A 19,668-nucleotide genomic window follows, 5' to 3' on the forward strand; every position below is an offset into this window, starting at 1 on the left:
GCGAGGCAAGCGCACGAAGATGGATGCGAAGGTGGTGGAGCTGGAAAGACAAAGAGCCCGGCGGAACGAACGATCCGCTGGGCTCTTGCGGCCGGAAGCCGGCGTGTGGCTAGTCTAGCTTGATGTTGTTGTCGAGAACGATCTTGCCCCAGCGTTTGATATCGCTCGCAATGAGTTCCGAAAACTGAGCGCTGGTCGTGACGGTCGGCTCGAATCCCATTTCGAGGATCTTCCTCTGAACGTCGGGCAGGGCGACGACACGTCGAATTTCCTGGCTAAACTTCTCGACGATCGCCGCAGGCGTACCAGCTGGCAGGAAGATGCCGCCCCATCCCGGGATGTTGATGTCAGGATATCCCGCTTCCGCGAAGGTGGGGACGTCGGGAAAGGTCTTGAGCCGCTTCGTGCTCGCGACGGCCAATAGTCGAACCTTTCCGCCACTCATTTGATGCGCGTAGAGTCCTACCGATCCGTAAGCCAGTTCAATATTGCCGCCAACGAGATCCGTGAAGGCAGGGGATTCCCCCTTGTAGGCGACATGCTTGATCTTCACGCCTGCGAGGTGGTTCAAGCCCTCGCCGATAATATGCCCCCCGGAACCCATGCCGTAGCTGCCGAAGCTGAATTTGTCCGGTTGCGCCTTGGCGAGTTTGATGATGCTCGCCAGATCCGTGGCGGGCAGCTTCGTGCTCGACGCCAACGCAACGGGCAACCAGGCGACTTGGGACACGGGGATCAGGTCGCTCGCCTTGTACGGCGGGTTGGGCTGGAGCACGAGGTTCTGCACGAAGCCGCTCACGGTAAGTAGCGCCGTATAGCCATCTGCCGGCGACCTGGCCACGGCACTGGTGGCCAGCATCGTGTTTGCGCCCGGCTTCGAATCGACAACGATTTGTTGTCCCCAGGCCTTGCTCATGTGTTCGCCGAGGATGCGTGCCATGAGGTCCAGGTTTCCGCCGGCGGCGGTCGGCACGACCAAGCGGATGGGCTTGGTCGGAAAGTCCTTGGACTGCGCCATGACCGTCGTGCTTGCGCTGACGAACAAGGCGCCCACCGTAGCGGTGAGAATCCTGCGCTGCCTGTGGGGTTGGGTTGCCATCGTTGTCTCCGTTTTGTTCATTATTGCGGGCTGCGAGGCCGGAAGCCGGTAAGGTGTCGGCAGGCGTGACACGTCGTCCAGCGGCCTGTCTGTTCAAGCAAAATCAGCCCCATCGCCTCCCGCTCACTGCGTGGATGGGAGCTGTGGGATATCCGTCATCCGGATTAGCCGTGTTTCCTGTGCCGTGATGAGGTGACCGGATGCCGCGAGATATTCCCCAAAGCGAGGGTGGCTATCTCGGGCCCGGCACCGGTTCTCGTAGTCGGTGAGGTCCTCGTAAGCCCACAGATGGATGAACTGGTTCTGCGGGCCCACCATGCTGGTGTAAAACCCTAGCGGATGCCCGAGGGTCTCCATCAGAATCGGCATGGCGAGCCGGTGGAAGACGTCGAGGAACTCCGGCAACTTTCGCAGGGCAATGGTGTAGACCCGATGGTCCACAAGGACTCTCTTCCTGGTGGTCACGCCGCCCCCGCCTGCTTGGCGATGTGCTTGCCAGTGATGTAAGCGAAGGTCATGTTGGGTCCGTGGGTAATGCCCGCGCCGGGATAGTTGCCGCCCATCATGCTTGCACGGTCGTTTCCGACGGCGTAGAGCCCCGGGATCGGTGCCCCATCTTTCTTGAGCACTTCGCCTACAACGCTTGTGGTCAACCCGTCAAAGGTTCCGAGGTCGCCCATGACCAGCTTGATGGCGTAGAACGGTGCCTTCTTTATGGGGGCGACACAGGGGTTCGGCTTGTGATCCGGGTCGCCCAGGAATCGATTGAACGAAGTCGTTCCTCGGCCGAATTCAGGATCTTGTCCGGCTTCGGCTGACTTGTTGTACCCGTGGACGGTCTGGACTAGGCCGGCAGCATCGATGCCTGTTGCGCGCGCCAGGTCCTCCAGCGTGTCGCCACGGAAGAGGTAGCCATTTCGGATAAATTTTCCGATCGGCATCGGCGCGGGTTTCACATAGCCTAGCCCATATTTGCCGAGAGTCTCTCGATCGCAGACGAGCCACATGGCCGTCTCTTTGAGGTTTTCGCAGGCTTTGATCATCGCGGAGCCCACGTCGTGATACGAATTGGACTCGTTGGTGAACCGCCCCCCGTGGCTCAGCACACCAATGACGCCGGGCTTGTAGCGATCCAGCAAGTGGGGGAATACGCCAATCTCGCCATTGCCGAAATCGACTTTGGTCACGGGCATCCAAGCTGCGGGCGACGTGTATCGGATGTCAGCGTGGCCGCCTGCCGTTTCGGCCATGGCCACCCCGTCACCTGTATTGCCCTTCGGCGTTGGCGAAAGGTGTTGATGGCCGCGGCGCAGATGGGGATACGCGGCGCCGATCCGTTTGAGGTCGTGCGGAAATCCTCCACATGCGAGTACGACGCCGTGACGCGCCATGAACGACTTCTCGCCATCCCTGGTCTTTGCAACAACGCCCATTACGCGGTCTCCCTGACTGATCAGCTGAGACGCGGGGGTATCTGTCAGGATAGGGATGCCCAGGTCCAGGGCAGACTTGGCGAGACGGGCGGCCAGTGCATTGCCACTCGTTACATGTATCGCTCGCCGGTAAATCGCGATTTCCTTGACGTGATTCGCGAGACGCCATGCCACATAGAGGAAAGACCGGAAAGACTTGGTGGCGCGGAAGAAGTGCTTGAGGTCAGCGTTGGACGAGTTGAACATCATCCCCATGAAGGTGATGGTCTTCAAAGGTGGCTTGAGTCTCGGCATATCCTTGCCAAGCCCCCTGATGTCAAAGGGGGCAGCAAGGATGGATCTTCCGACATCGACGCCGCCGGGAGCAATCGGATGATAGTCCGGGTACAGCGTCGGTACGAACTTCATGTCTGTCTCGCGTTCAAAGAAATTGACCATTTCCGGGCCGGCTTCAATGAACGCCTTCGCGACGGCCTCGTCGTAGAAGGTGCCTGTTTCGCTGCGCAGGAACTCCTGAACCGCTTCGATCGAATCTTTGGGGTTTTGCTTCAAGCCATGATGGGTGAGAGGCACCCACAGGACGCCACCTGACAGGGCGGTCGTGCCGCCAAAGACAGGTTCCTTCTCCAGTACCACGACATTCATGCCCTGTTTGCGCGCGGTAATGGCGCAAGCCAGGCCTGCGGCGCCGGAGCCAATGACGACCAGGTCGTATGCGAGTTGTTCAGACATAGCGCGATGACAGACTATTCAGCTTGGATGTTGTACTTGGTGATGATGTCCTGCCATTGCGCGGTTTCCTTTTTCAGAATCGCAGCGAAGGCGGCAGACGAAGAGGGCTGTGCTTGGGCCCCGGTCTTGATCAGCCAGTCCTGAACGCCCTCGTCGGCCATCACCGTGGCAATGGCGCTATTGACCTTCTGCACGATCGCGTCCGGTGTGCCGGCGGGCGCCAGCAGTCCGAACCAGGCTTCCGCGGTAAAGCCGGGGACAGCCTGGTTGATGGTGGGAACGCCCGGCACAACAGGCGATGGCTTCTCGGTACCAACCCCGAGCATCGTGAGCCCACCCGGGCCTACTTGCGAGAGCATGGTCGGCGACGGGGTCGTGAGCAGCATGTCCACCTCCCCGGCTTTTGCGGCGAAGGTCGTGCCGGCTTCCCCCTTGTAGGGGATATGGTCGACTTTGATGCCCGCCATCTGGCCAAATCGGACAGTCGCGAGGTGACCATAGGAAACGGTGCCGGCAGACGCATAGCGAACGCCGTTAGGCTGCTTGCGGGCGTACTGGAGAAATTCCCGCAGGTTCTTTGCCGGGACAGCTTTGTTCGCGACCAGCACCAAGGGCACGGACGTCACGGTACCAACCGGGGTGAAATCCTTAAGCGGGTTGTATCCAGATTTCTTGTAAAGCAGCGGGGCGATCAGCAGCCCATTGTTGGCGTACAGGAAGGTGTAGCCATCGGGCTTTGCGCGGGCGACGGCCATGGCTGCGATACCGCCAGATGCCCCGGCCTTGTTGTCCACCACGACGGGCTGCCCCAGGAGTTTTGACAGCGGTTCCTGGATCTTCCGGACCTGGATGTCGCTGGTGCCTCCCGCAGGGTAGGGCACAACGATAGTAATCGGGCGCGAGGGGTAGGGGTCCTGTGCGATCGCATTGCCCGCGAGGAACGCACATGCCGCCATCAGGGGCAACTTCAGGTATCGCATGTTGTCTCCATCCTTGTCATTGTTCAATGGTTGGTCCATTGATTATATCGACCGATGCGGTATCCATGTCAAGGCAAACTGAAGGTGGGGTAAGCCCTGAGTGGAGGAGCGCTGCTGCGGTGAGGGGAGGTGTTATGTTAGTGAATGCCCCCAATCTATCTGGCATCGTAATCACATTTCATGCGCACGGCGGCGGATCGACACACATACCGCACCCTCGAGTTTTATCGTTCATTCATAATGGTCGTACCATTGACATTTCGGCGTTGCGGCTGCTACGCTGAGTGAGGATGAAGTGGGGACGCGATGCATAGCCTCCCACATCAATATGGCTTTTAATGCACTAATTGCCGGGGTGGAGACGATCTTGCGTACTCAGGTTGGAATCATTGGTGCAGGTCCGGCGGGCCTGCTGCTGTCGCACCTTTTGCACCTTAAGGGCATCGACTCGGTTGTGATTGAGTCACGCACCCGTGACGAGATCGAATCGACCATCCGGGCTGGTGTGCTCGAGCAGGGGACCATGGACTTGCTGCAGGAAGTGGGGCTGGGAACGCGGATGGTGGCGGAGGGTGCTCTTCACCGTGGGTTCGAGCTGGCTTTCGAAGGTGAGCGGCATCGTATTGATCTGACCGATTTGACCGGTCATGCCATTACGGTCTACGCGCAGCACGAGGTTATCAAAGACCTGGTCGCGGCGCGCGTCGCCGCCGGCGGAAAGCCGGTGTTTGGCGTGTCGAACACGTCCCTGCACGACATCGAATCGACGAAGCCTTCCATCCGCTATGAAAAGGATGGCGATACTTGCGAGATCCACTGCGATTTCGTGATCGGCTGTGATGGCTCGCAGGGGCCCAGCCGCCAGGCCATTCCTGAGGCTGTACGTAAGGACCACCAGCGACTCTATCCGTTTGGCTGGTTTGGAATTCTCGTTGAGGCGCCCCCTTCGAGCGATGAACTCATCTACGCGCGACATGACCGCGGCTTCGCGCTCATCAGCACGCGATCCCCAACGGTTCAGCGCATGTATTTCCAGTGCGATCCCAAAGATTCAGTTGACAACTGGTCCGACGACCGAATCTGGTCCGAGCTGCACGCACGACTGGACCAGGCCGATGGCTGGCGAGTGACGGAAGGTCGTATCTTCCAGAAGAACATCGTGGGGATGCGCAGCTTTGTCTCCAACGTCATGCAGCATGGCCGGCTGTTCCTCGCGGGTGACTCCGCTCATATCGTTCCCCCGACCGGCGCCAAGGGAATGAACCTGGCCGTCAACGATGTGAAGATCTTGGCCGAAGGACTTGATAGCTTCTACAAGCACGGCACGGAGGACAAACTGAACACCTACACGGCCACTGCGCTTCAGCGCATTTGGCGGGCTGAGCACTTTTCTTGGTGGATGACCAGCATGCTGCATCGGTTTGATGACGCGAGCCCGTTTGATCAGCAGCTTCAAGTATCGGAGCTACGATACGTGACGTCGTCCCGAGCCGGCGCCACAGCGCTAGCCGAGAACTATGTAGGGATGGTTGGCCTGAGCCACTAAGTTGGTGCGACGGTGCACAACAAGGGCCTAGCGCTGCGATTCAAGTAAGACGGATCGCGATTTCGTTGAGGTGGCGCAGCGCGGGTAGAGGACCTGGCCCTGTCCGTATTTCAAGGGGCGCGGGGACTCGGGATGAGTGAAAACAAGATTTCCGCCAAAGACGACGTCCCCGATAGAATTGAGCGCAAGGCCCAAGCTCGTCTGCCTGGTTGCCCAGCCGCGAAGCGGTAGACGGTATTCGCGCGTACCGCAGGGCACTGCGAGATAGCCGGTCTCGCCGCTGCGTTCGGCCAATGAGCGCAGTGCCGGAGCGAAGACCGTCGAAGATCTGATGCGCGACCGTCCCGTCGATGATTCCGAAGTAGCGGAAGAGCGGGGCGTAAACCGCATCGACCATGCCAAAGGCCGCGCCCGCGAAAAACGGCCCCATGCCCATTTCTGACTCCAGCTTGCCGAGCCGTTCGCGAAATGCGGTGCGCTTGGCATCGGCAGTCCCAGAGTCGCGAGCGTGGAGGAACTGCCAAGCTTCGGCGAAGGTCTGGGTGGCAAACTCGATCCACGCCCGGTGTCGGGCGCGAGACAGCGCGTCAGCGGGGTACATCGCCGCGCCGCCCTGCGTTTCGTCAAGGTACTCGCAAATGACCACGCTTTCGAACAAGATCGCGTCCTCCACGTTGGCCTGTCGCACCTTGAGTACCGGCACCTTGCCTGTCGGCGAAAGTGCCAGGAACCAGTCTGGCTTGGCTGACAGATCGACGTTTATCCGATCGAATTCGACGCCCTTCTCAAGAAGCACGATTGCGGCGCGCTGGACGAATGGGCACAGTGGATGACTTATTAGCGTGAGTGTGTTCATTGTGTCTTGTGGCCCTGGATGGTTTATCAAACAGAAACCGCGGCACAGAATTCGCCCAATTCTTGGGCGACGCGCTTAACCATTCAGCAAGCGGCCGCCGTCAACGACGATTTCAGAGCCGACCGTCCAGCGCGACTCGTCGGAAGCCAGATACAGCACGGCTTTGGCCACCTCGTCGGACGTACCGAAGCGCCCAAGCGGAATGCTTGCCGCAATCTCTTTGTTGAGCTGCTCGCGATACGCGTCCGGAATCCCGAGCTTGTCGTACAACGGAGTCTCGACCGGTCCGGGGCTCACTGCGTTGACACGGATGCCGCGGCCCAGCAATTCAGTCGAAAGCGTCTTCGACATGTTCAGGAAGGCGGACTTCGTGGCGGCATACACGGACGAGCGGTCCGCGCCGGCATGCGCGCTCACGGAGGTGGTCAGTACGACTGACGCAGGATTTGCGAAGACCGGGAGCAGTGCCTGCATCAGGAAGTAGGGACCTTTGACGTTGATGTCGAAAGAACGGTCGAACATCTCCTCTGTCCACTCTTCGATAGGCAGCCAGACGGATACGCCGGCATTGAGGAAGGCAACGTCCAATTGCCCGTAGTGGTCCTTGATGGCTTGTGCCAGTTCTTTTTGTGCTCCAACGCTGGCCGAGTCAGCGCGCAGCACCAGAACTTCTGGGCCCAGTTCGGCTTGTGCCTTTGCAATCGTATCGGGATTGACGCCAGTGACGATCACGCGGGCGCCTTCCGCCAGAAACTGCTTTGCCGTTTCCAGCCCGATGCCACTGGTGCCGCCAGTGATGAGGGTACGTTTACCTTGCAAGCGCGACATTTGAATTCTCCGGTGAATGACGACCACCGCGGTCGACAAGGAGAAATATGCGCTCATGCAGAAATCTAGATAAGATTGTCTATTCGTATATAATTCATGCAAAATCAGCATGAATTGAGGTGAAGGCGTGGATCGATTCCTTTTGATGACATGCTTCGCGCGTGCCGTAGAAACCGGGAGCTTTTCGGCGGCAGGGCGCGATCTAGGGCTGGGGCAACCCAATGTCAGCCGTTATGTGGCGGCTCTGGAGGATCACTTGCAGACGCGCTTGCTCCATCGGTCTACGCGAAAGCTATCTTTGACGCCGGAGGGCGAACGCTACTATGCGGACATCCGGGGCATCCTGGATGCGGTGGATGAATCCGAATCATCCTTCAGGAACAACGTCGAGCCATCGGGGCTCTTGCGCGTAGCCTGCCCTACGGCTCTCGCATACGCGTTTGTGTTGCCGCATGTGCCGACCTTTTTGGAGCGCTACCCCCAATTGATCTTGGATCTTCAACTCAATGATCGATACGTGGACTTGGTCAATGAAGGGACCGAACTCGCCATTCGCATCGGACACCTGGAGGACAGTACCTTGCGCGCCCGGCGTCTTGGCTGGTACGACCGAGTCTTCGTCGCCAGCAAGGACTACCTGGCCAAACGCGGAGTTCCGCAGATCCCAGATGACCTGCGCGACCACGATTGCGTCATCTACACCCTGCTGTCGTCCGGGGCGACCTGGCGATTCCGGGACGCGGACATCCCGGTTTCCGGCAGGCTTAGAGTCAACTCGCCCGACGCCGTGAGTGCCGCGGTCACGGCAGGCTTGGGCGTGGCACATGGACCTGCGTGGCTGTTTGAGGGCGGGCTGAACAGCGGTCGATTGCAGTTCATTCTGACGGACCATGCGGCTCCGCCCGTCCCGGTGCAGATGGTTTATGTGGCCAACAGACTGCTTCCCACGCGGGCTATCGTGTTCATGGATTTTATGGCTGACGTGTTTTCGAGGATTCCTGCCTTGAACGGCAACACCCCTTTGCCGAATCGATAAGTGTCTCGCGGGTCATGCCCCATGCTTCCCTGTCACGTCACTCGCCGTTCAAGCTCCCGTCAATGGGGGTTTGTATTTCAGGAGCAGCTTGAATTCCCCGTTACGCACCATCTTATCCAGCGGGTTGACGCTGGCGGCGCTGATGCGCACCAGCACGTCACGCGGCGCGGCGCTGGCCTCGGGCATGCGTGAACTGCGCATCCATGGCAAGCATGGTTGCGATCCAGGCCTCGGTGGAGCAGATCACTTTTAGGCGGGCATGGCAAGCGGTGGCCGGCGGCATCCCCGCCGGCGTCTCAGCGGCACTTCAGTGGTGCTTCAGTGGCGTCTCAGCAATATCTCAGCCGGCATGAGCGGCGCGCTTGTGCGTAGCGGCGCCGGTGCTGGCGGCGGTCCCATCCAGGGTGGCCGCCGCCTGGCTGAACTTTTCGAACATAGCCTGCACTTGCGTGGGCAGCGAGGCGGTGCTCCCGGCCTGCTGCAGCGCCGCGGCCTGGCAGCGCTGCCAGGTCTCTCCGGCTTCCCGCAGTTGTTCCACCATGGCGGTCTGGTTGTGAATGGCGAGATTCATCCAGGCTTGCATCCGCTGTGCGTAATGCTCGGCCTGGTTGCGCAGGAAGGTCGCCGGCAGGGTGGCGAGCGTGGCGAAGTCGCCGGCATTCGCCAGCTGCGCGCCTGCCTCGTGCAAGGTCTTGATATCCTTGCGTACCGCGTCGAGCTGTAGTTCGAGAAACCGCTGCCGGCTCTCCTGCATCAGGGTCAGCGCGCGCAGGCCCGCCTCGCAATTGGCGGTGAAGCATGCGAGGGGGACGTCGGTCTGGTCTGTCATGGTGAGTCTCCTGGATGCGCGCGGTAACGCGATAGTGCGGTAATGCGCGTGGATTGCTGCTGAGCCGCCAACTGATGTCAACGGTCAGGGCGGGCCCGTTCTACCGAACCCGTTTTACCGGGCATGTCTCACGCAAGTCGCGCGACCACGGCAAATCACGGTTTCGCCCATCAGATGATTCTAGAAGCGTGCCGCCGGCGCTTGTTGATCCGCATCAAGCTTGCGGCACATCAAGCCGGTTGCGCAGGCATGGGCCAGACTGAATGCAATGGTGCCGGTAAGCTGGACCGTTTCCTGGGGGATAGCATGGATCACACGGTCGTGGCATTTAGCGTCGCGCTCGGGATCGGTCTTGCGATCGGGCTGGAGCGGGAGCGCAGCCAGGCGGCGGAAGGTGCCGAGGCGCCGGCTGGCCTGCGCACGTTTGCCATTGCCAGCGTCAGCGGCGCGCTGGGCGCGTTCTTGCCCAACGCCGGGTTGTTGCCAGCGGTCCTGCTGGCGATTGCCGGGCTGGCAGCCCTGGGCTACCGCCACACCGCGGCCAGGGATCCCGGCATGACCACGGAGATGGCGTTGCTGTGCACGGTCTTGCTCGGCGCGCTGGCGGTCACGCATCCGGCGCTTGCCGCCGGGATTGCCACTGTCCTTGCGATCCTGCTGCACGGCAAGGCAACCCTGCACGGCCTGGTGCGCAACGCGCTGAGCCGGCAGGAGCTGAGCGATGCCTTGATGCTGGCGGTGGCGGCGCTGGTGATCTGGCCTTTGCTGCCCGACCGCTACATGGGCCCGTTCGACGCCTGGAACCCGCGCACGCTCTGGCTGGTGGCGATGCTGGTGATGCTGATGGGCGCTGCCGGGCATATTGCCACGCGGTTGTTCGGCGAGCGGGTAGGCCTGCCGGTGACCGGCCTGTTCGGTGGCTTCGTCTCCAGCGCGGCGACCATCGGCTCGATGGCGGCGATGGTGCGCAAGGCACCCGGCCTACGCGATGCGGCCGTGGCGGCCGCGCTGCTTTCCAGCGTGGCCACGTTCGTGCAGATGCTGCTGTTGCTGGCGGCGACCAGCGCGGCAGCGCTGCGGGCATTGGCATTGCCCCTCGCGGCCGGACTGACGGCAATGGGCCTCTATGCCGGCGCCTGGCTCTGGCTGGCAGCGCGCAGGCCAGCCGCGCAGGATGGTGCGCAAGAAGGCCCACAGGACGGCGCACAGGACGGCGCACAACTGGCGGGCCCCTCGCTGGACTGGCGCGTGGCGGCAGGGTTCGTGCTGCTCATGGCCTTGCTCTTGCTGGCCAATGGCGCCACGCGAGCATGGTCCGGGCCCGGGATGCTGATGATGGTGGCCGTGGCCGGCGGGTTTGCCGATGCGCATGCCGCAACCGTGTCGGTTGCCGCGCAGGTAGCGGCGGGGCGCATGTCGGCAGAGGCGGCTGTGTGGCCGGTGCTGGCGGCCTTTTCCGCCAATACCGCTACCAAGATCGTGCTGGCTGCCGCGGGCGGGCGTGCCTTTGCGTTGCGTGTCGGTGCGGGGCTTGTGCTGGCTGCCGCAGTGACCTGGGCCGCAGCGCTCGCGCTGGTGTCGTTGCGCTGATGCCGGCCCGGGCACGCTATGCAGCGTGTGCAGCGGGCAGATCGTCAGGCGTCCCCCAGCGCGTGGTACAGCTCGTCCTCCTGCGCGAAATGCAGGCGCAGGATCGCGTTGAGTTCATAGAGCAGGCGCCGGACTTCCTGCGCGCTTTCCAGGTCGATGCCGTCCGCGGGCTGGTCCGCGGCGATGCGCTCCAGCATGCCGACCAGGTGGAAGATCTCGCGATGCCCGCCGCTGAGCGCGGCCAGCGGGTCCTGGCCGCCGAGGCGCCGCGCGAGTTCCGGATACAGGTCGGCGTCGTCGTGGATCTCGTGCGCGAGCAATTGCTCGCGCAGTGCCTGGTTGAGCGCCGCCAGTTCGGCTGCGGCGGCTTGGCCGGGGAGGCTGGCCACGCGATCCGCCATCGATCTCACCTGGTCGAGCACCTGCCCCAGTTCGCTATGCTCGGTCTTCAGTTTGGTGGCCTCGGCCGCCGTGATGTGTGCGGGCTGCCATTCAGGCCCAGGCTTGCGTGCCCGCAGCGCGTTGAGGATCACAACGACGTCGATCAGTTCTTGTAGCAGCGCGCCCGCCACTGGCGGCAGGTAGCCGAATGAGGCCGCCATCATGGCCGCCAGCGACAGCGCCATGCCCGCCACCACGCTTTGCACGGCGATGCGGCGCGTGCGCCGGGCGATCTGCATCGCCTCGGCCAGGCGGTCCAGGCGGTCGACCAGCAGTACCACGTCCGCAGCCTGCGCCGACGCGGCCGCGCCTGCCGCGCCCATTGCCACGCCGACGTCGGCGGCGGCCAGCGCGGGCGCGTCGTTGACGCCGTCGCCAACCATGATGACTGTGTCGTTGCGCTGCGCCTCGCGGATTGCCGCGAGCTTTTGCGCGGGCGACTGCTGGGCGCGCACTTGCGTCACGCCCAGCATCGCGCCTGTCATCTGCGCGACGTCGTCGCGGTCGCCGGTCAGCATCACCATGCGCAGGATGCCGGCCTGCCTGAGCAGCCTGAGCGCGCGCGGCGTGTCAAGCCGGATCTGGTCCGCAAGCTGCAGCGCGCCGCGCATGGCGCCATCGACGCCAAGAAAGACGGCCGACGCGCCCTCATGGCCCATGCGCCGCACCCATGCCGTGCTCCACGGCGTGGGTGCGCTCGCGCTGGCCACGTGCGCCAGGGAGCCGATGGTGACCACATGCCCGCCGATCCTGCCGCGCAGGCCGGCGCCGGGATCCTCGGCGACCTCGCCCGGCAACGCCAGCGCCAGGCCGCGCTCGCGCGCCGTGGCGACCAGCGCGCGGGAACTGGCATGCACCGAGGCCTGTGCCAGCGAAGCTGCCAGGCGAAGCACTTCGTCCTGCGCGTGTCCTGGCGCCGCCTCGATGGCCGAGACGCGGGCCTGGCCCGTGGTCAGGGTTCCGGTCTTGTCGAAAAACAGCACGCGGCACTGCGCCAGCCGCTCCAGTGCGCCGCCGCTCTTGACCAGGATGCCCCGGCTGGCAGCGCGCGACATGCCGCAGACGATGGCCACCGGCACGGCCAGGATCAGCGGGCAGGGGGTAGCCACCACCAGCACCGCCAGTGCCCGGTGCGCATCGCCGGTCATGATCCAGGCCGCGCCGGCCACGGCCAGCGCCAGCGGCACCAGCAGCAGGGCGTAGCGGTCGGCCAGGCGCATGGACGGGCTGCGGCTTTGCTGCGCCTCCATCACAAGGCGGACAATGCCCGAGTAGGTACTTTGCGCCGCCGTGGCGCCAGCGAGCATCTCGAACGGCGCGCCGGCATTGACCACGCCGCTGCGCAGTGGCTCGCCCGGCGCGCAGCGCTGCGGCATGGCCTCGCCGGTCAGGGTGGATTCATCCAGTTCGGCAGCCTGGAGCAGCGTCCCATCGGCTGGCACCACTTCGCCCGCGCGTACCAGCAGCCGGTCGCCGGGGTGCACAAGCTCCAGCGGTACCGGGCGCCATTCGCCGCCTTCGAAGCGGCTGGCTTCGCGCGGCGCGTGGCGCAGCAGCGCGCTCATCTCGCTGGCGGCGCGCGCTTGCGCATAGTTCTCCAGTGCGCGTCCGCTGGCCAGCATCAGGGCAATCACAGCGGCGGCAAAGTGCTCGCCCAGCCACCACGCGAAGCCGATGGCCAGCAGGGCCAGGACATCCACGCCGGCCTTGCGGTGCCACGCCGCGAGCACGGTACTGGCGGCCAGGGCAATCAGCACCGGCAGAACACCGATCAGCCACACGGTGCGCGCGAGCGCCGCCGATTCGAACCAGTACAGCAGCGATCCCGCGCTCAGCGTGAGCGCGCAGGTCGCCAGCAGCCCGAGATTGAGCCAGCGGTGGTAGCGAGGCTGCACAGGCGCCATATTGCCTTCGATCCGCCATCAATCCGCCATCAATCCGCTATCGATCGGGCATCAATCCCGGCGCGAGACCGACATGGCGACAAGCACCCCGCATACGGCGGCAACCGCCGCGGCCGCGCCCAGCGCACGCCATGGGTGCGCCTGCACGTACGCTTCTCCCGCATCGGCCAGATCGCGCACCTGGCCGCGGCCTTGCGCCTGCAGCTCGCGCAGGCGCAGCTGCAGCGCCTCCAGCCGCACCTTGAACTGTTCGCGGGCCTGGCCGGCTTGCTCGCCGGTCAAGGCGGCGGCGTCGCGCAGCAATGCCTGCACATCGGCTAGCAAGACGTTGACATCGCGCTGTAGCGCGGCGCGGTGTACGGAAAATACGGATCTGACGTCGTTCATGGCGCACTCCTGGCGGGTGGAAACGATGAAGGTACGGCGGGATGAAGCTAAGCCACACACCACTATAGGTTCGGCGCCGGTCTGGCGGTTGATCGACATCAAGCCGCCATCAAGCCGGCAGCAAGCAAGCGGATGCGGGGTCCGGCCACTAGTGCCGGGCCCGGGCCGCGGCCCGCTGCGGCATCAGCAGCAGGCAAAGCGCCATGAAGCCCAGCAGCGCTGCCGAAGCACTGAAGCGACCCAGTGCCAGCCCGCCGGATTGCAGGGGTTTGTCGAGGAAGTCGCCCACCACCGCCCCGAGCGGGCGCGTCAGGATAAAGGCCGCCCAGAACAGCAGGGTGCGTGAGATCCGCGTGCGGTAGTAGGCCAGGGCTAGCAATGCCAGCAGCGAGCCGAAGATCGCCATGCCGCCCACGTAACCCATCCCGGCCGTGTCGGCGGTCCAGTCTCCCAGCGCCGTGCCAAGCGTCTGCGAGAACATGATGGTGACCCAGTAGCACAGCTCGGCGCGCGGCGAATGCACGCTGTCGACCGAGACCGTGCCAAGCCAGCGATACCACAACGCCAGCGACAGCAGCAACAGCAGCGCCAGCAACGTGGATCCCCCGGCGTAGCCGATGCCGAGCGAGCGGTCCGCGAAGTCCGCCAAGGTCGTGCCGACCGTGGTGGTGGCCACGATGGTGGCCCAGTACAGCAGCGGCTGGAAGCGCGTGGCGCGAACCTGGGCGTAGACCACCACCAGGAACACCGCCGCAAAGATCGCTGTGCTGACCAGGTAGCCCAGTCCCATCGTCATGGACAGCGCATCGCCGCCGGTCTCTCCGAGCGTGGTCGCGGCGATCTTGATCAGCCAGAATGCCAGTGTGACTTCCGGCACTTTGCTGGCCGCTGCGGCGCTGGCCTCGTGGCTGGGGCGTGCTGTCATGTTGAACTCCTTCGACGTTAGGCTTGGTGCGGCGGACTCCTGCCACCGCAAGGATTGCCAGATACTAGTTCGCGCGGGATTAAGGCAGCATTAAGGCCGTGTTGCGGCGCAACGGGCGGGGCGGAGGACGAAAGTTGACTATCAGCCGCTGGCGCGTGGTGGCGGGAGGCTTATCGCGCCAAGCCCGAACGTGACAATCCCGAATGTGACGGGTTTCGACGTCAGAAGACGCCAAGCGCAAGACCTGCCGCCAAGCCAGCGCCCAGCTCGGCACAGTGCGCCAGGTCCTCGGCGCCGATCTCCTTGTGTGCCAGAATGCGTTCGGGCGTCTGTGCATGGGTGCAGACGATCAGGCCCGGCGCCACACACTTGAGCCGCCAGCCGGTAGCGATGCGTTCGACCTGGCGCAGCGCGTTCTGCCCGTCGCTGCCGGCACAGATCATGGCCGCGTACGGGCGGCCGTTCACACGGTCAAGCGCCGCGTAGTAGCAGCGATCAAAGAAGTCCTTCATCAGCCCGGACATCGCAGCCAGGTTCTCCGGCGTCGCGAACAGATAGCCGTCGGCCGCCAGCACATCGTCCGGACCGGTCTCGGCCGCCCGCTGCAGCCTGACCGCGATGTCAGGCTGCATACGCGCCGCGTCGGCTGCCGCCTCGGCCATCTGCTTTGTTCCCCCGGTCATCGTGTGGTAGACGATCAGCAGCGTCTTCATTTGTTCCTACTCGCCATCCGCCGGTACGCCGGTACATTGCGCACTCTAGCACGCCCCAAACACCGGCTAGCCGAGGAAAAGCCGCGGTCCAGCCCTGAGAGCAACTTCGCGCGTGCCGGTGCGCCGCTTGATAGTCGGCTTCACGCCTGTTCCGTCCACGTCGTTCCAAATCTGGGACGCTGATATGCGCTAGCGGTATCTATTCGGTCGCTTGTGCCGAACGCATAATTCGGGGTTTTCGCGCGAAGTCCAGCCAGGAGGGGCGGCGGGCCGGGGAATTGTTCGCCATGCCGATGGAATCCTCTTGACTTGTGTTCACTTCCAACGCGATCAAGGTGTCACCAACAACAAGAATTCATCTTCACAAGGCTTTTGTCATGCTTCGATCTGTCTTCTCCTTCGTCCTGATTTCCAGTGCGTTTGCCAGCGCCGCCGCGCTTGCCGCGCCCGCCAGCGAGGATGCCGCGTGGTTCGAGCCGGTTCGTCTTGGGGCAGCACTGGGTGCGGGCGGCGAGGCCTCGATCGCACGCGTGGAGGCGCGATGGAACCTGAAGACCGACCTTTGGGCGACGAGCTCGCGGTCAGTCCGTGTTCGCCTGGGTCTCGAAGCTTCCGTGGGTGGTTGGAATCCACATGGCAGCAATAGCAACCTCATGGGCGATGTGGGCTTTACACCCATCTTCCGGGTTCAGGGTGCCGGCCGCTCGGGGCCCTTCGCCGAGGTTGGCGCCGGCGTGCACCTGCTGTCGCGCACGCGCATCTCGGACTCAAAAGTATTCTCGACGGCGTTCCAGTTCGGCGATCGCATTGCCGCCGGCTACCGGTTTGGCGACGCGATCGACTCGGAACTGGGGGTGCGCTTCCAGCACTATTCCAACGCTGGCATCAAGGAGCCGAACCCCGGTATCAACTTCTACATGCTTCAGTACTCGGCCCGCTTCTAAAAGGGATTCATCCGACTTTCGTGTGGGTCGATGCATCGCTGGGCTAAATCCAGCGCTGCCGTAGCTCCCCTCTCCCGCATTGCGGGAGAGGGGTTGGGGGAGAGGGCGGGCCTGCGCAAGAGCGAGGCGCATGACGTTGAGCGAGCGCCCGCCCTCTCCCCCGGCCCCTCTCCCATTTCATGGGAGAGGGGAGCAAACCAGCGTATTGCTTCCCGCCACTTACCCACGCGAAAGTCTGAAGAACCCTAAAAGGCTTGCGCCCGGGCTCAGGCGGGCGCGATGCCGTAGCGGCGGCCAATGCGCAGCAACAGCGCGTCGAGTTCCTGAAGGATCGGTCTGCGGTCGTCGGCCGGCCATACCAGTGCCGATGGCATGGCTGGCAGGTCGATCTCGACAAACTCTCGACAAACGCGACCCGGCACCATGCGCGCCAGCCGCTCCTGCGGCACGCACAGCAGGCGCTGGTCCCGTCCGCCGTGATCGGGGCGTGGCCATCGAGTGCGAGCAATAGATCCTCCGTTAGTCTGCTTCGACCACGATCGCCTTGCGCTCGACATTCAGTTCCAGACGCTGCGTTTCGCGCTCGATGCCCAGCCTCACAGAAGTCGCCGCCTGACCTCGAATCAGATCCGTGATCTGGGTGAGCGACATCGCGGAGGTCAACCGGTCGTCGACCGTCGTGATCCGGTCGCCTGGTTTCACGCCGGCGAGTTCAGCCGGCGCGCCGGGAATTACAGCGTGCACGAGCGCACCCGTGCTATTCAGCGGCGTGGCGATGACGATACCGATGCCGACGAGCGATTGCGTCGCAGCCGGCAGTTTCAGCCACTTACCCGGCATGGCGGGATAACAGTCGGTGCACTGCAGCGAACCGTCACGCTCGCGCTGGAAGTGAAACGTCGGCTTCTCCGCCGATGCACATCCTTCGGCCCGCATCGTATCGAACAACGCCAAGCCCTGTTCGTTCTGGCACGCGCCCATCGTATTGAACATCATCGGCAACGGCGGGTCGGCCAGGATGCCGAACGACACATACGCGATGTCGCCCTTCACCACGATCGCCGGCTGAGCTGGCTCGCGAAGTTGCCCTTTGCGCCACGCGGCCCATGCGGTCTTCAGATCCGGATAGGATGCGGGTACGTAGGTGCCGTTGAGCGGACCGCCCGGATTTGCCGGGCGCTGCCGCAGTCCGGGCGGCACGATGATGCTCGGAAGGTACTGCGGCGCCGCGTCCTCGCTGCGCAATTGACCGTCTCTGAATGTCAGCATGAACAGTTTGCCGGCACGTTCGGCGAGCCCCTGTCCGGCTCCATTGAAATCCGCGACTACGTCATAGGCGGGCACCTTGACCGGCTGTCCTTTGCTGTCGACGAATCTCGTCAGATTGTCTTTGCGCACTTGGATCAAGCCGATGGTGTTCAGCGTTTCGGTTCGGACGCTCTGGTAGATGAAGGGCAGCACGAGCTTGCCCGTGTTCGCGTCAAGCACGCCGTATTGCGAGCCGAGCCGGGCCTTGGCCAGGCCCGGGAACTCGATGTCCAGACGGTCGTAGCCGGTGTCATTGAGCGGCTTGCCGTTCTTGTAGAGGTAGTACTTGCCGTCGCGCTTGGTCACCTGCGAGGCGACTGCGGCCGCCGTGGCGTCGGCCGATTCGCTTGCTGCCAACGCGGGTGACGCGATCAGCATCTGGGATAGCAGTGCAAGGACTGCGGCCAAGATCGGCTTGCTGCCGCGCCGTGCGGCCTTGCGCGACGTGTGCACGGCACGGTGAGGCGTGGCACCGCTGATTATTGTCGATTGCATTGGTTCGTCCTTTCTGATGGCTGATGATCGTCGCGACCGAAGATGGCCTGACGCCAGCCGCGCGGCTGCAAGCTGGTTCGCCCAGCACCTGGGCAAGCCGGCGCAAGGGCGATGATCCTCAGGCAGATAGCAGGCCGACGGGAGCATCGCACGGCAAGGCGCGTTCAAGGCGCGTTCAGGGCGCGTTCAGGGCGCGGGGAGCAGGCTAAGCACGGCCAGGCTCATGGCGGTGACACCGGTCTTGATCGACGGCTCGGGCACCGGGGCGAAGTAGGGCGAGTGATTGAACACCAGGGGCTTGCCGCCGCGCTTGCTTGCGGCCGAGACGTCTTCTGGGTCGAGCACACCCACAAGGAAGAACATCGAAGGCACGCCCTCGCCGCCGTATTCCGCGAAATCCTCACTGGTCGTGAGCGGCCGCGTACGGGCCACCTTGTCCTTGCCCAGGCCCGCCTGCAACGCGGCCTCGACGCGTGCGACCACCGTCTCGCTGTTCACCACGCCGAGGCCATTGTCGGTAATCGTGATCTCCGGTTCAGGGGCGGCGGCCGCGCTTGCCGATGCCCGCGCAACGCGCCGTACCCCGTCGACGAGCAATTCCCGGACCCCGGAATCGTAAGCGCGGATGGTGCCGCGCAAGACCGCGCTGTCGGGAATGATGTTGCCCGAGCTTCCTGCCTGGAGCGCGCCGACGGTAATCACGCCGAATGCCATCGGATCCTTTTCCCGGCTCGTCACGGCCTGCACATCCGTGACGAATCGCGCGGCAATGATGACCGGGTCCAGCGCCTTGTTGGGTGCGGAGCCGTGTCCGCCACGGCCTTTGAAGAGGATCTCGAACGAGCTGGCGGCAGACGTCATCGGGCCCACGCTGTAACTGATCGTGCCGTAAGGCCGGGGATCCGTGTGCAAGGCAAGCGCGGTGTCGGGCTTGGGAAAGCGCTTGAACAGCCCGTCGGCCAGCATGGCCCTGGCGCCGGCGCCGATCTCTTCAGCCGGCTGCGCCACGAACATCAGGGTGCCGCGCCACTGGCCCTTCATGGCGACCAGGGCACGCGCGGCGCCTACCCAGGTCGCCATGTGCAAGTCGTGGCCGCAACTATGCGCAACAAAGCTCTCGCGCCCGTTCCACGTGGTGACTGCCTTGCTGGCATAGGGCAGAGAGGTTTTCTCCTCCATGGGGAGGCCATCCATGTCGGTGCGCACCATGATGGTCGGGCCCGGGCCGTTGCGGTACAGGGCCACCACGCCGGTCTTTCCCACGTTCTCGGTCACCTCGAAGCCGAGCGCGCGCATCTCCCCGGCGAGCCGCGATGCGGTGCGGGTCTCGGCGAATGCAAGCTCGGGGTGCGCGTGCAGATCCTTGTACAAGGCGTCCAGCTCGGGATACATGGTTGCCACCAGGCCGTTCAGCTGGGTGGCTCGTCCGGCGCCAGGCTCGCTGGGCTGCGCCAATGTTCCGGCACCGGCATTGACTGCGGCAAGCAGCATGGCGGCCGCCGCCGCACGGCGAGCCAACGTGCGTCTTTGTTGCACTTTCTTCTGGGCTTTTTCTTGCACCTGGGATTCTCCTTTCTTCCTGATGTCAGAGCCGGGGATACGAAACCTCACCAAGCCTCACG

General features: G+C 63.6%; 19 protein-coding genes. 4 read left to right on the plus strand and 15 right to left on the minus strand.

Annotation, left to right across the window (positions count from 1 at the left end; genetic code table 11):
* Positions 1-109: 109 nt before the first annotated feature.
* The 4 genes from AC1RQK_RS17805 to AC1RQK_RS17820 form a co-directional block, all read right to left on the minus strand.
* Entirely contained in the window at positions 110-1,099 is a 990-nt protein-coding gene (locus tag AC1RQK_RS17805; RefSeq protein ID WP_492810207.1) for a Bug family tripartite tricarboxylate transporter substrate binding protein, read from the minus strand.
* Positions 1,100-1,222: 123 nt separating this feature from the next.
* Positions 1,223-1,564 (minus strand): NIPSNAP family protein, encoded by a 342-nt coding sequence (locus AC1RQK_RS17810; RefSeq protein ID WP_492810209.1) that lies wholly within the window; start codon positions 1,562-1,564, stop codon positions 1,223-1,225.
* Complete coding sequence (locus AC1RQK_RS17815; protein WP_492810211.1) at positions 1,561-3,264, minus strand: FAD-dependent oxidoreductase; 1,704 nt, start codon at positions 3,262-3,264, stop codon at positions 1,561-1,563. The genes AC1RQK_RS17810 and AC1RQK_RS17815 overlap by 4 nt, the downstream gene beginning before the upstream one ends.
* Before the next feature lie 14 nt (positions 3,265-3,278).
* Positions 3,279-4,244 carry a Bug family tripartite tricarboxylate transporter substrate binding protein gene (locus AC1RQK_RS17820; RefSeq protein ID WP_492810213.1) on the minus strand — a complete coding sequence of 322 codons (966 nt, stop codon included), beginning with the start codon at positions 4,242-4,244 and terminating at the stop codon, positions 3,279-3,281.
* 367 nt (positions 4,245-4,611) lie between these two features.
* Here AC1RQK_RS17820 and AC1RQK_RS17825 point away from each other — a divergent pair, with 367 nt between their 5' ends.
* On the plus strand, positions 4,612-5,790 hold the full coding sequence (locus AC1RQK_RS17825; RefSeq protein WP_492810215.1) for a 4-hydroxybenzoate 3-monooxygenase: 1,179 nt from the start codon (positions 4,612-4,614) through the stop codon (positions 5,788-5,790).
* Between the two features lie 40 nt (positions 5,791-5,830).
* On the opposite strand, the gene AC1RQK_RS17830 is transcribed toward AC1RQK_RS17825, so the two are convergent.
* Positions 5,831-6,646 (minus strand): glutathione S-transferase family protein, encoded by an 816-nt coding sequence (locus AC1RQK_RS17830; protein WP_492810217.1) that lies wholly within the window; start codon positions 6,644-6,646, stop codon positions 5,831-5,833.
* A gap of 75 nt (positions 6,647-6,721) precedes the next feature.
* The gene (locus tag AC1RQK_RS17835) at positions 6,722-7,474 is read right to left on the minus strand and encodes an SDR family oxidoreductase (RefSeq protein WP_416047273.1); all 753 of its coding nucleotides are present in this window, start codon (positions 7,472-7,474) and stop codon (positions 6,722-6,724) included.
* Positions 7,475-7,601: 127 nt separating this feature from the next.
* Between AC1RQK_RS17835 and AC1RQK_RS17840 the strand changes: the two genes are divergently transcribed.
* A complete protein-coding gene (locus AC1RQK_RS17840) occupies positions 7,602-8,510 on the plus strand; it encodes a LysR family transcriptional regulator (protein ID WP_492810219.1) in 909 nt (302 codons plus the stop codon).
* A gap of 48 nt (positions 8,511-8,558) precedes the next feature.
* Here AC1RQK_RS17840 and AC1RQK_RS17845 read toward each other — a convergent pair whose 3' ends face one another.
* Together AC1RQK_RS17845 and AC1RQK_RS17850 are read right to left on the minus strand one after the other, a co-directional pair.
* A complete protein-coding gene (locus tag AC1RQK_RS17845; protein ID WP_492810221.1) occupies positions 8,559-8,696 on the minus strand; it encodes a hypothetical protein in 138 nt (45 codons plus the stop codon).
* 154 nt (positions 8,697-8,850) lie between these two features.
* Complete coding sequence (locus AC1RQK_RS17850) at positions 8,851-9,339, minus strand: phasin family protein (RefSeq protein ID WP_492810223.1); 489 nt, start codon at positions 9,337-9,339, stop codon at positions 8,851-8,853.
* A gap of 306 nt (positions 9,340-9,645) precedes the next feature.
* Here AC1RQK_RS17850 and AC1RQK_RS17855 point away from each other — a divergent pair, with 306 nt between their 5' ends.
* Entirely contained in the window at positions 9,646-10,929 is a 1,284-nt protein-coding gene (locus AC1RQK_RS17855; RefSeq protein ID WP_492810225.1) for an MgtC/SapB family protein, read from the plus strand.
* Between the two features lie 44 nt (positions 10,930-10,973).
* On the opposite strand, the gene AC1RQK_RS17860 is transcribed toward AC1RQK_RS17855, so the two are convergent.
* The 4 genes from AC1RQK_RS17860 to AC1RQK_RS17875 form a co-directional block, all read right to left on the minus strand.
* Entirely contained in the window at positions 10,974-13,274 is a 2,301-nt protein-coding gene (locus AC1RQK_RS17860; RefSeq protein ID WP_492810227.1) for a heavy metal translocating P-type ATPase, read from the minus strand.
* Between the two features lie 51 nt (positions 13,275-13,325).
* Positions 13,326-13,661, minus strand: coding sequence for an ElaB/YgaM/YqjD family protein (locus tag AC1RQK_RS17865; protein ID WP_492374953.1), 336 nt, complete (start codon positions 13,659-13,661; stop codon positions 13,326-13,328).
* Positions 13,662-13,809: 148 nt separating this feature from the next.
* A complete protein-coding gene (locus AC1RQK_RS17870; RefSeq protein WP_492810229.1) occupies positions 13,810-14,586 on the minus strand; it encodes a COG4705 family protein in 777 nt (258 codons plus the stop codon).
* Between the two features lie 221 nt (positions 14,587-14,807).
* A complete protein-coding gene (locus tag AC1RQK_RS17875) occupies positions 14,808-15,299 on the minus strand; it encodes a flavodoxin family protein (RefSeq protein ID WP_416048444.1) in 492 nt (163 codons plus the stop codon).
* 311 nt (positions 15,300-15,610) lie between these two features.
* Here AC1RQK_RS17875 and AC1RQK_RS17880 point away from each other — a divergent pair, with 311 nt between their 5' ends.
* The gene (locus AC1RQK_RS17880) at positions 15,611-16,243 is read left to right on the plus strand and encodes an acyloxyacyl hydrolase (protein ID WP_492810231.1); all 633 of its coding nucleotides are present in this window, start codon (positions 15,611-15,613) and stop codon (positions 16,241-16,243) included.
* 266 nt (positions 16,244-16,509) lie between these two features.
* Here AC1RQK_RS17880 and AC1RQK_RS17885 read toward each other — a convergent pair whose 3' ends face one another.
* The 3 genes from AC1RQK_RS17885 to AC1RQK_RS17895 form a co-directional block, all read right to left on the minus strand.
* On the minus strand, positions 16,510-16,668 hold the full coding sequence (locus AC1RQK_RS17885; protein ID WP_492810233.1) for a hypothetical protein: 159 nt from the start codon (positions 16,666-16,668) through the stop codon (positions 16,510-16,512).
* Positions 16,669-16,762: 94 nt separating this feature from the next.
* Positions 16,763-18,046 (minus strand): PDZ domain-containing protein, encoded by a 1,284-nt coding sequence (locus AC1RQK_RS17890; RefSeq protein WP_492810235.1) that lies wholly within the window; start codon positions 18,044-18,046, stop codon positions 16,763-16,765.
* A gap of 186 nt (positions 18,047-18,232) precedes the next feature.
* On the minus strand, positions 18,233-19,537 hold the full coding sequence (locus AC1RQK_RS17895) for an amidohydrolase (RefSeq protein ID WP_492810237.1): 1,305 nt from the start codon (positions 19,535-19,537) through the stop codon (positions 18,233-18,235).
* Between the last annotated feature and the right edge of the window lie 131 nt (positions 19,538-19,668).

The sequence above is a fragment of the Cupriavidus sp. GW822-FHT02D05 genome, from assembly GCF_058802485.1.

What these genes read in the sequence shown, in the direction of transcription:
- AC1RQK_RS17805 (WP_492810207.1), bottom strand. Translation starts at nt 1,099, where the DNA reads ATGGCAACCCAACCCCACAGGCAGCGCAGGATTCTCACCGCTACGGTG.
- AC1RQK_RS17815 (WP_492810211.1), bottom strand. Translation starts at nt 3,264, where the DNA reads ATGTCTGAACAACTCGCATACGACCTGGTCGTCATTGGCTCCGGCGCC.
- AC1RQK_RS17820 (WP_492810213.1), bottom strand. Translation starts at nt 4,244, where the DNA reads ATGCGATACCTGAAGTTGCCCCTGATGGCGGCATGTGCGTTCCTCGCG.
- AC1RQK_RS17830 (WP_492810217.1), bottom strand. Translation starts at nt 6,646, where the DNA reads ATGAACACACTCACGCTAATAAGTCATCCACTGTGCCCATTCGTCCAG.
- AC1RQK_RS17835 (WP_416047273.1), bottom strand. Translation starts at nt 7,474, where the DNA reads ATGTCGCGCTTGCAAGGTAAACGTACCCTCATCACTGGCGGCACCAGT.
- AC1RQK_RS17845 (WP_492810221.1), bottom strand. Translation starts at nt 8,696, where the DNA reads ATGCCCGAGGCCAGCGCCGCGCCGCGTGACGTGCTGGTGCGCATCAGC.
- AC1RQK_RS17850 (WP_492810223.1), bottom strand. Translation starts at nt 9,339, where the DNA reads ATGACAGACCAGACCGACGTCCCCCTCGCATGCTTCACCGCCAATTGC.
- AC1RQK_RS17855 (WP_492810225.1), top strand. Translation starts at nt 9,646, where the DNA reads ATGGATCACACGGTCGTGGCATTTAGCGTCGCGCTCGGGATCGGTCTT.
- AC1RQK_RS17860 (WP_492810227.1), bottom strand. Translation starts at nt 13,274, where the DNA reads ATGGCGCCTGTGCAGCCTCGCTACCACCGCTGGCTCAATCTCGGGCTG.
- AC1RQK_RS17865 (WP_492374953.1), bottom strand. Translation starts at nt 13,661, where the DNA reads ATGAACGACGTCAGATCCGTATTTTCCGTACACCGCGCCGCGCTACAG.
- AC1RQK_RS17870 (WP_492810229.1), bottom strand. Translation starts at nt 14,586, where the DNA reads ATGACAGCACGCCCCAGCCACGAGGCCAGCGCCGCAGCGGCCAGCAAA.
- AC1RQK_RS17875 (WP_416048444.1), bottom strand. Translation starts at nt 15,299, where the DNA reads ATGAAGACGCTGCTGATCGTCTACCACACGATGACCGGGGGAACAAAG.
- AC1RQK_RS17885 (WP_492810233.1), bottom strand. Translation starts at nt 16,668, where the DNA reads ATGGTGCCGGGTCGCGTTTGTCGAGAGTTTGTCGAGATCGACCTGCCA.
- AC1RQK_RS17890 (WP_492810235.1), bottom strand. Translation starts at nt 18,046, where the DNA reads ATGCAATCGACAATAATCAGCGGTGCCACGCCTCACCGTGCCGTGCAC.
- AC1RQK_RS17895 (WP_492810237.1), bottom strand. Translation starts at nt 19,537, where the DNA reads ATGCTGCTTGCCGCAGTCAATGCCGGTGCCGGAACATTGGCGCAGCCC.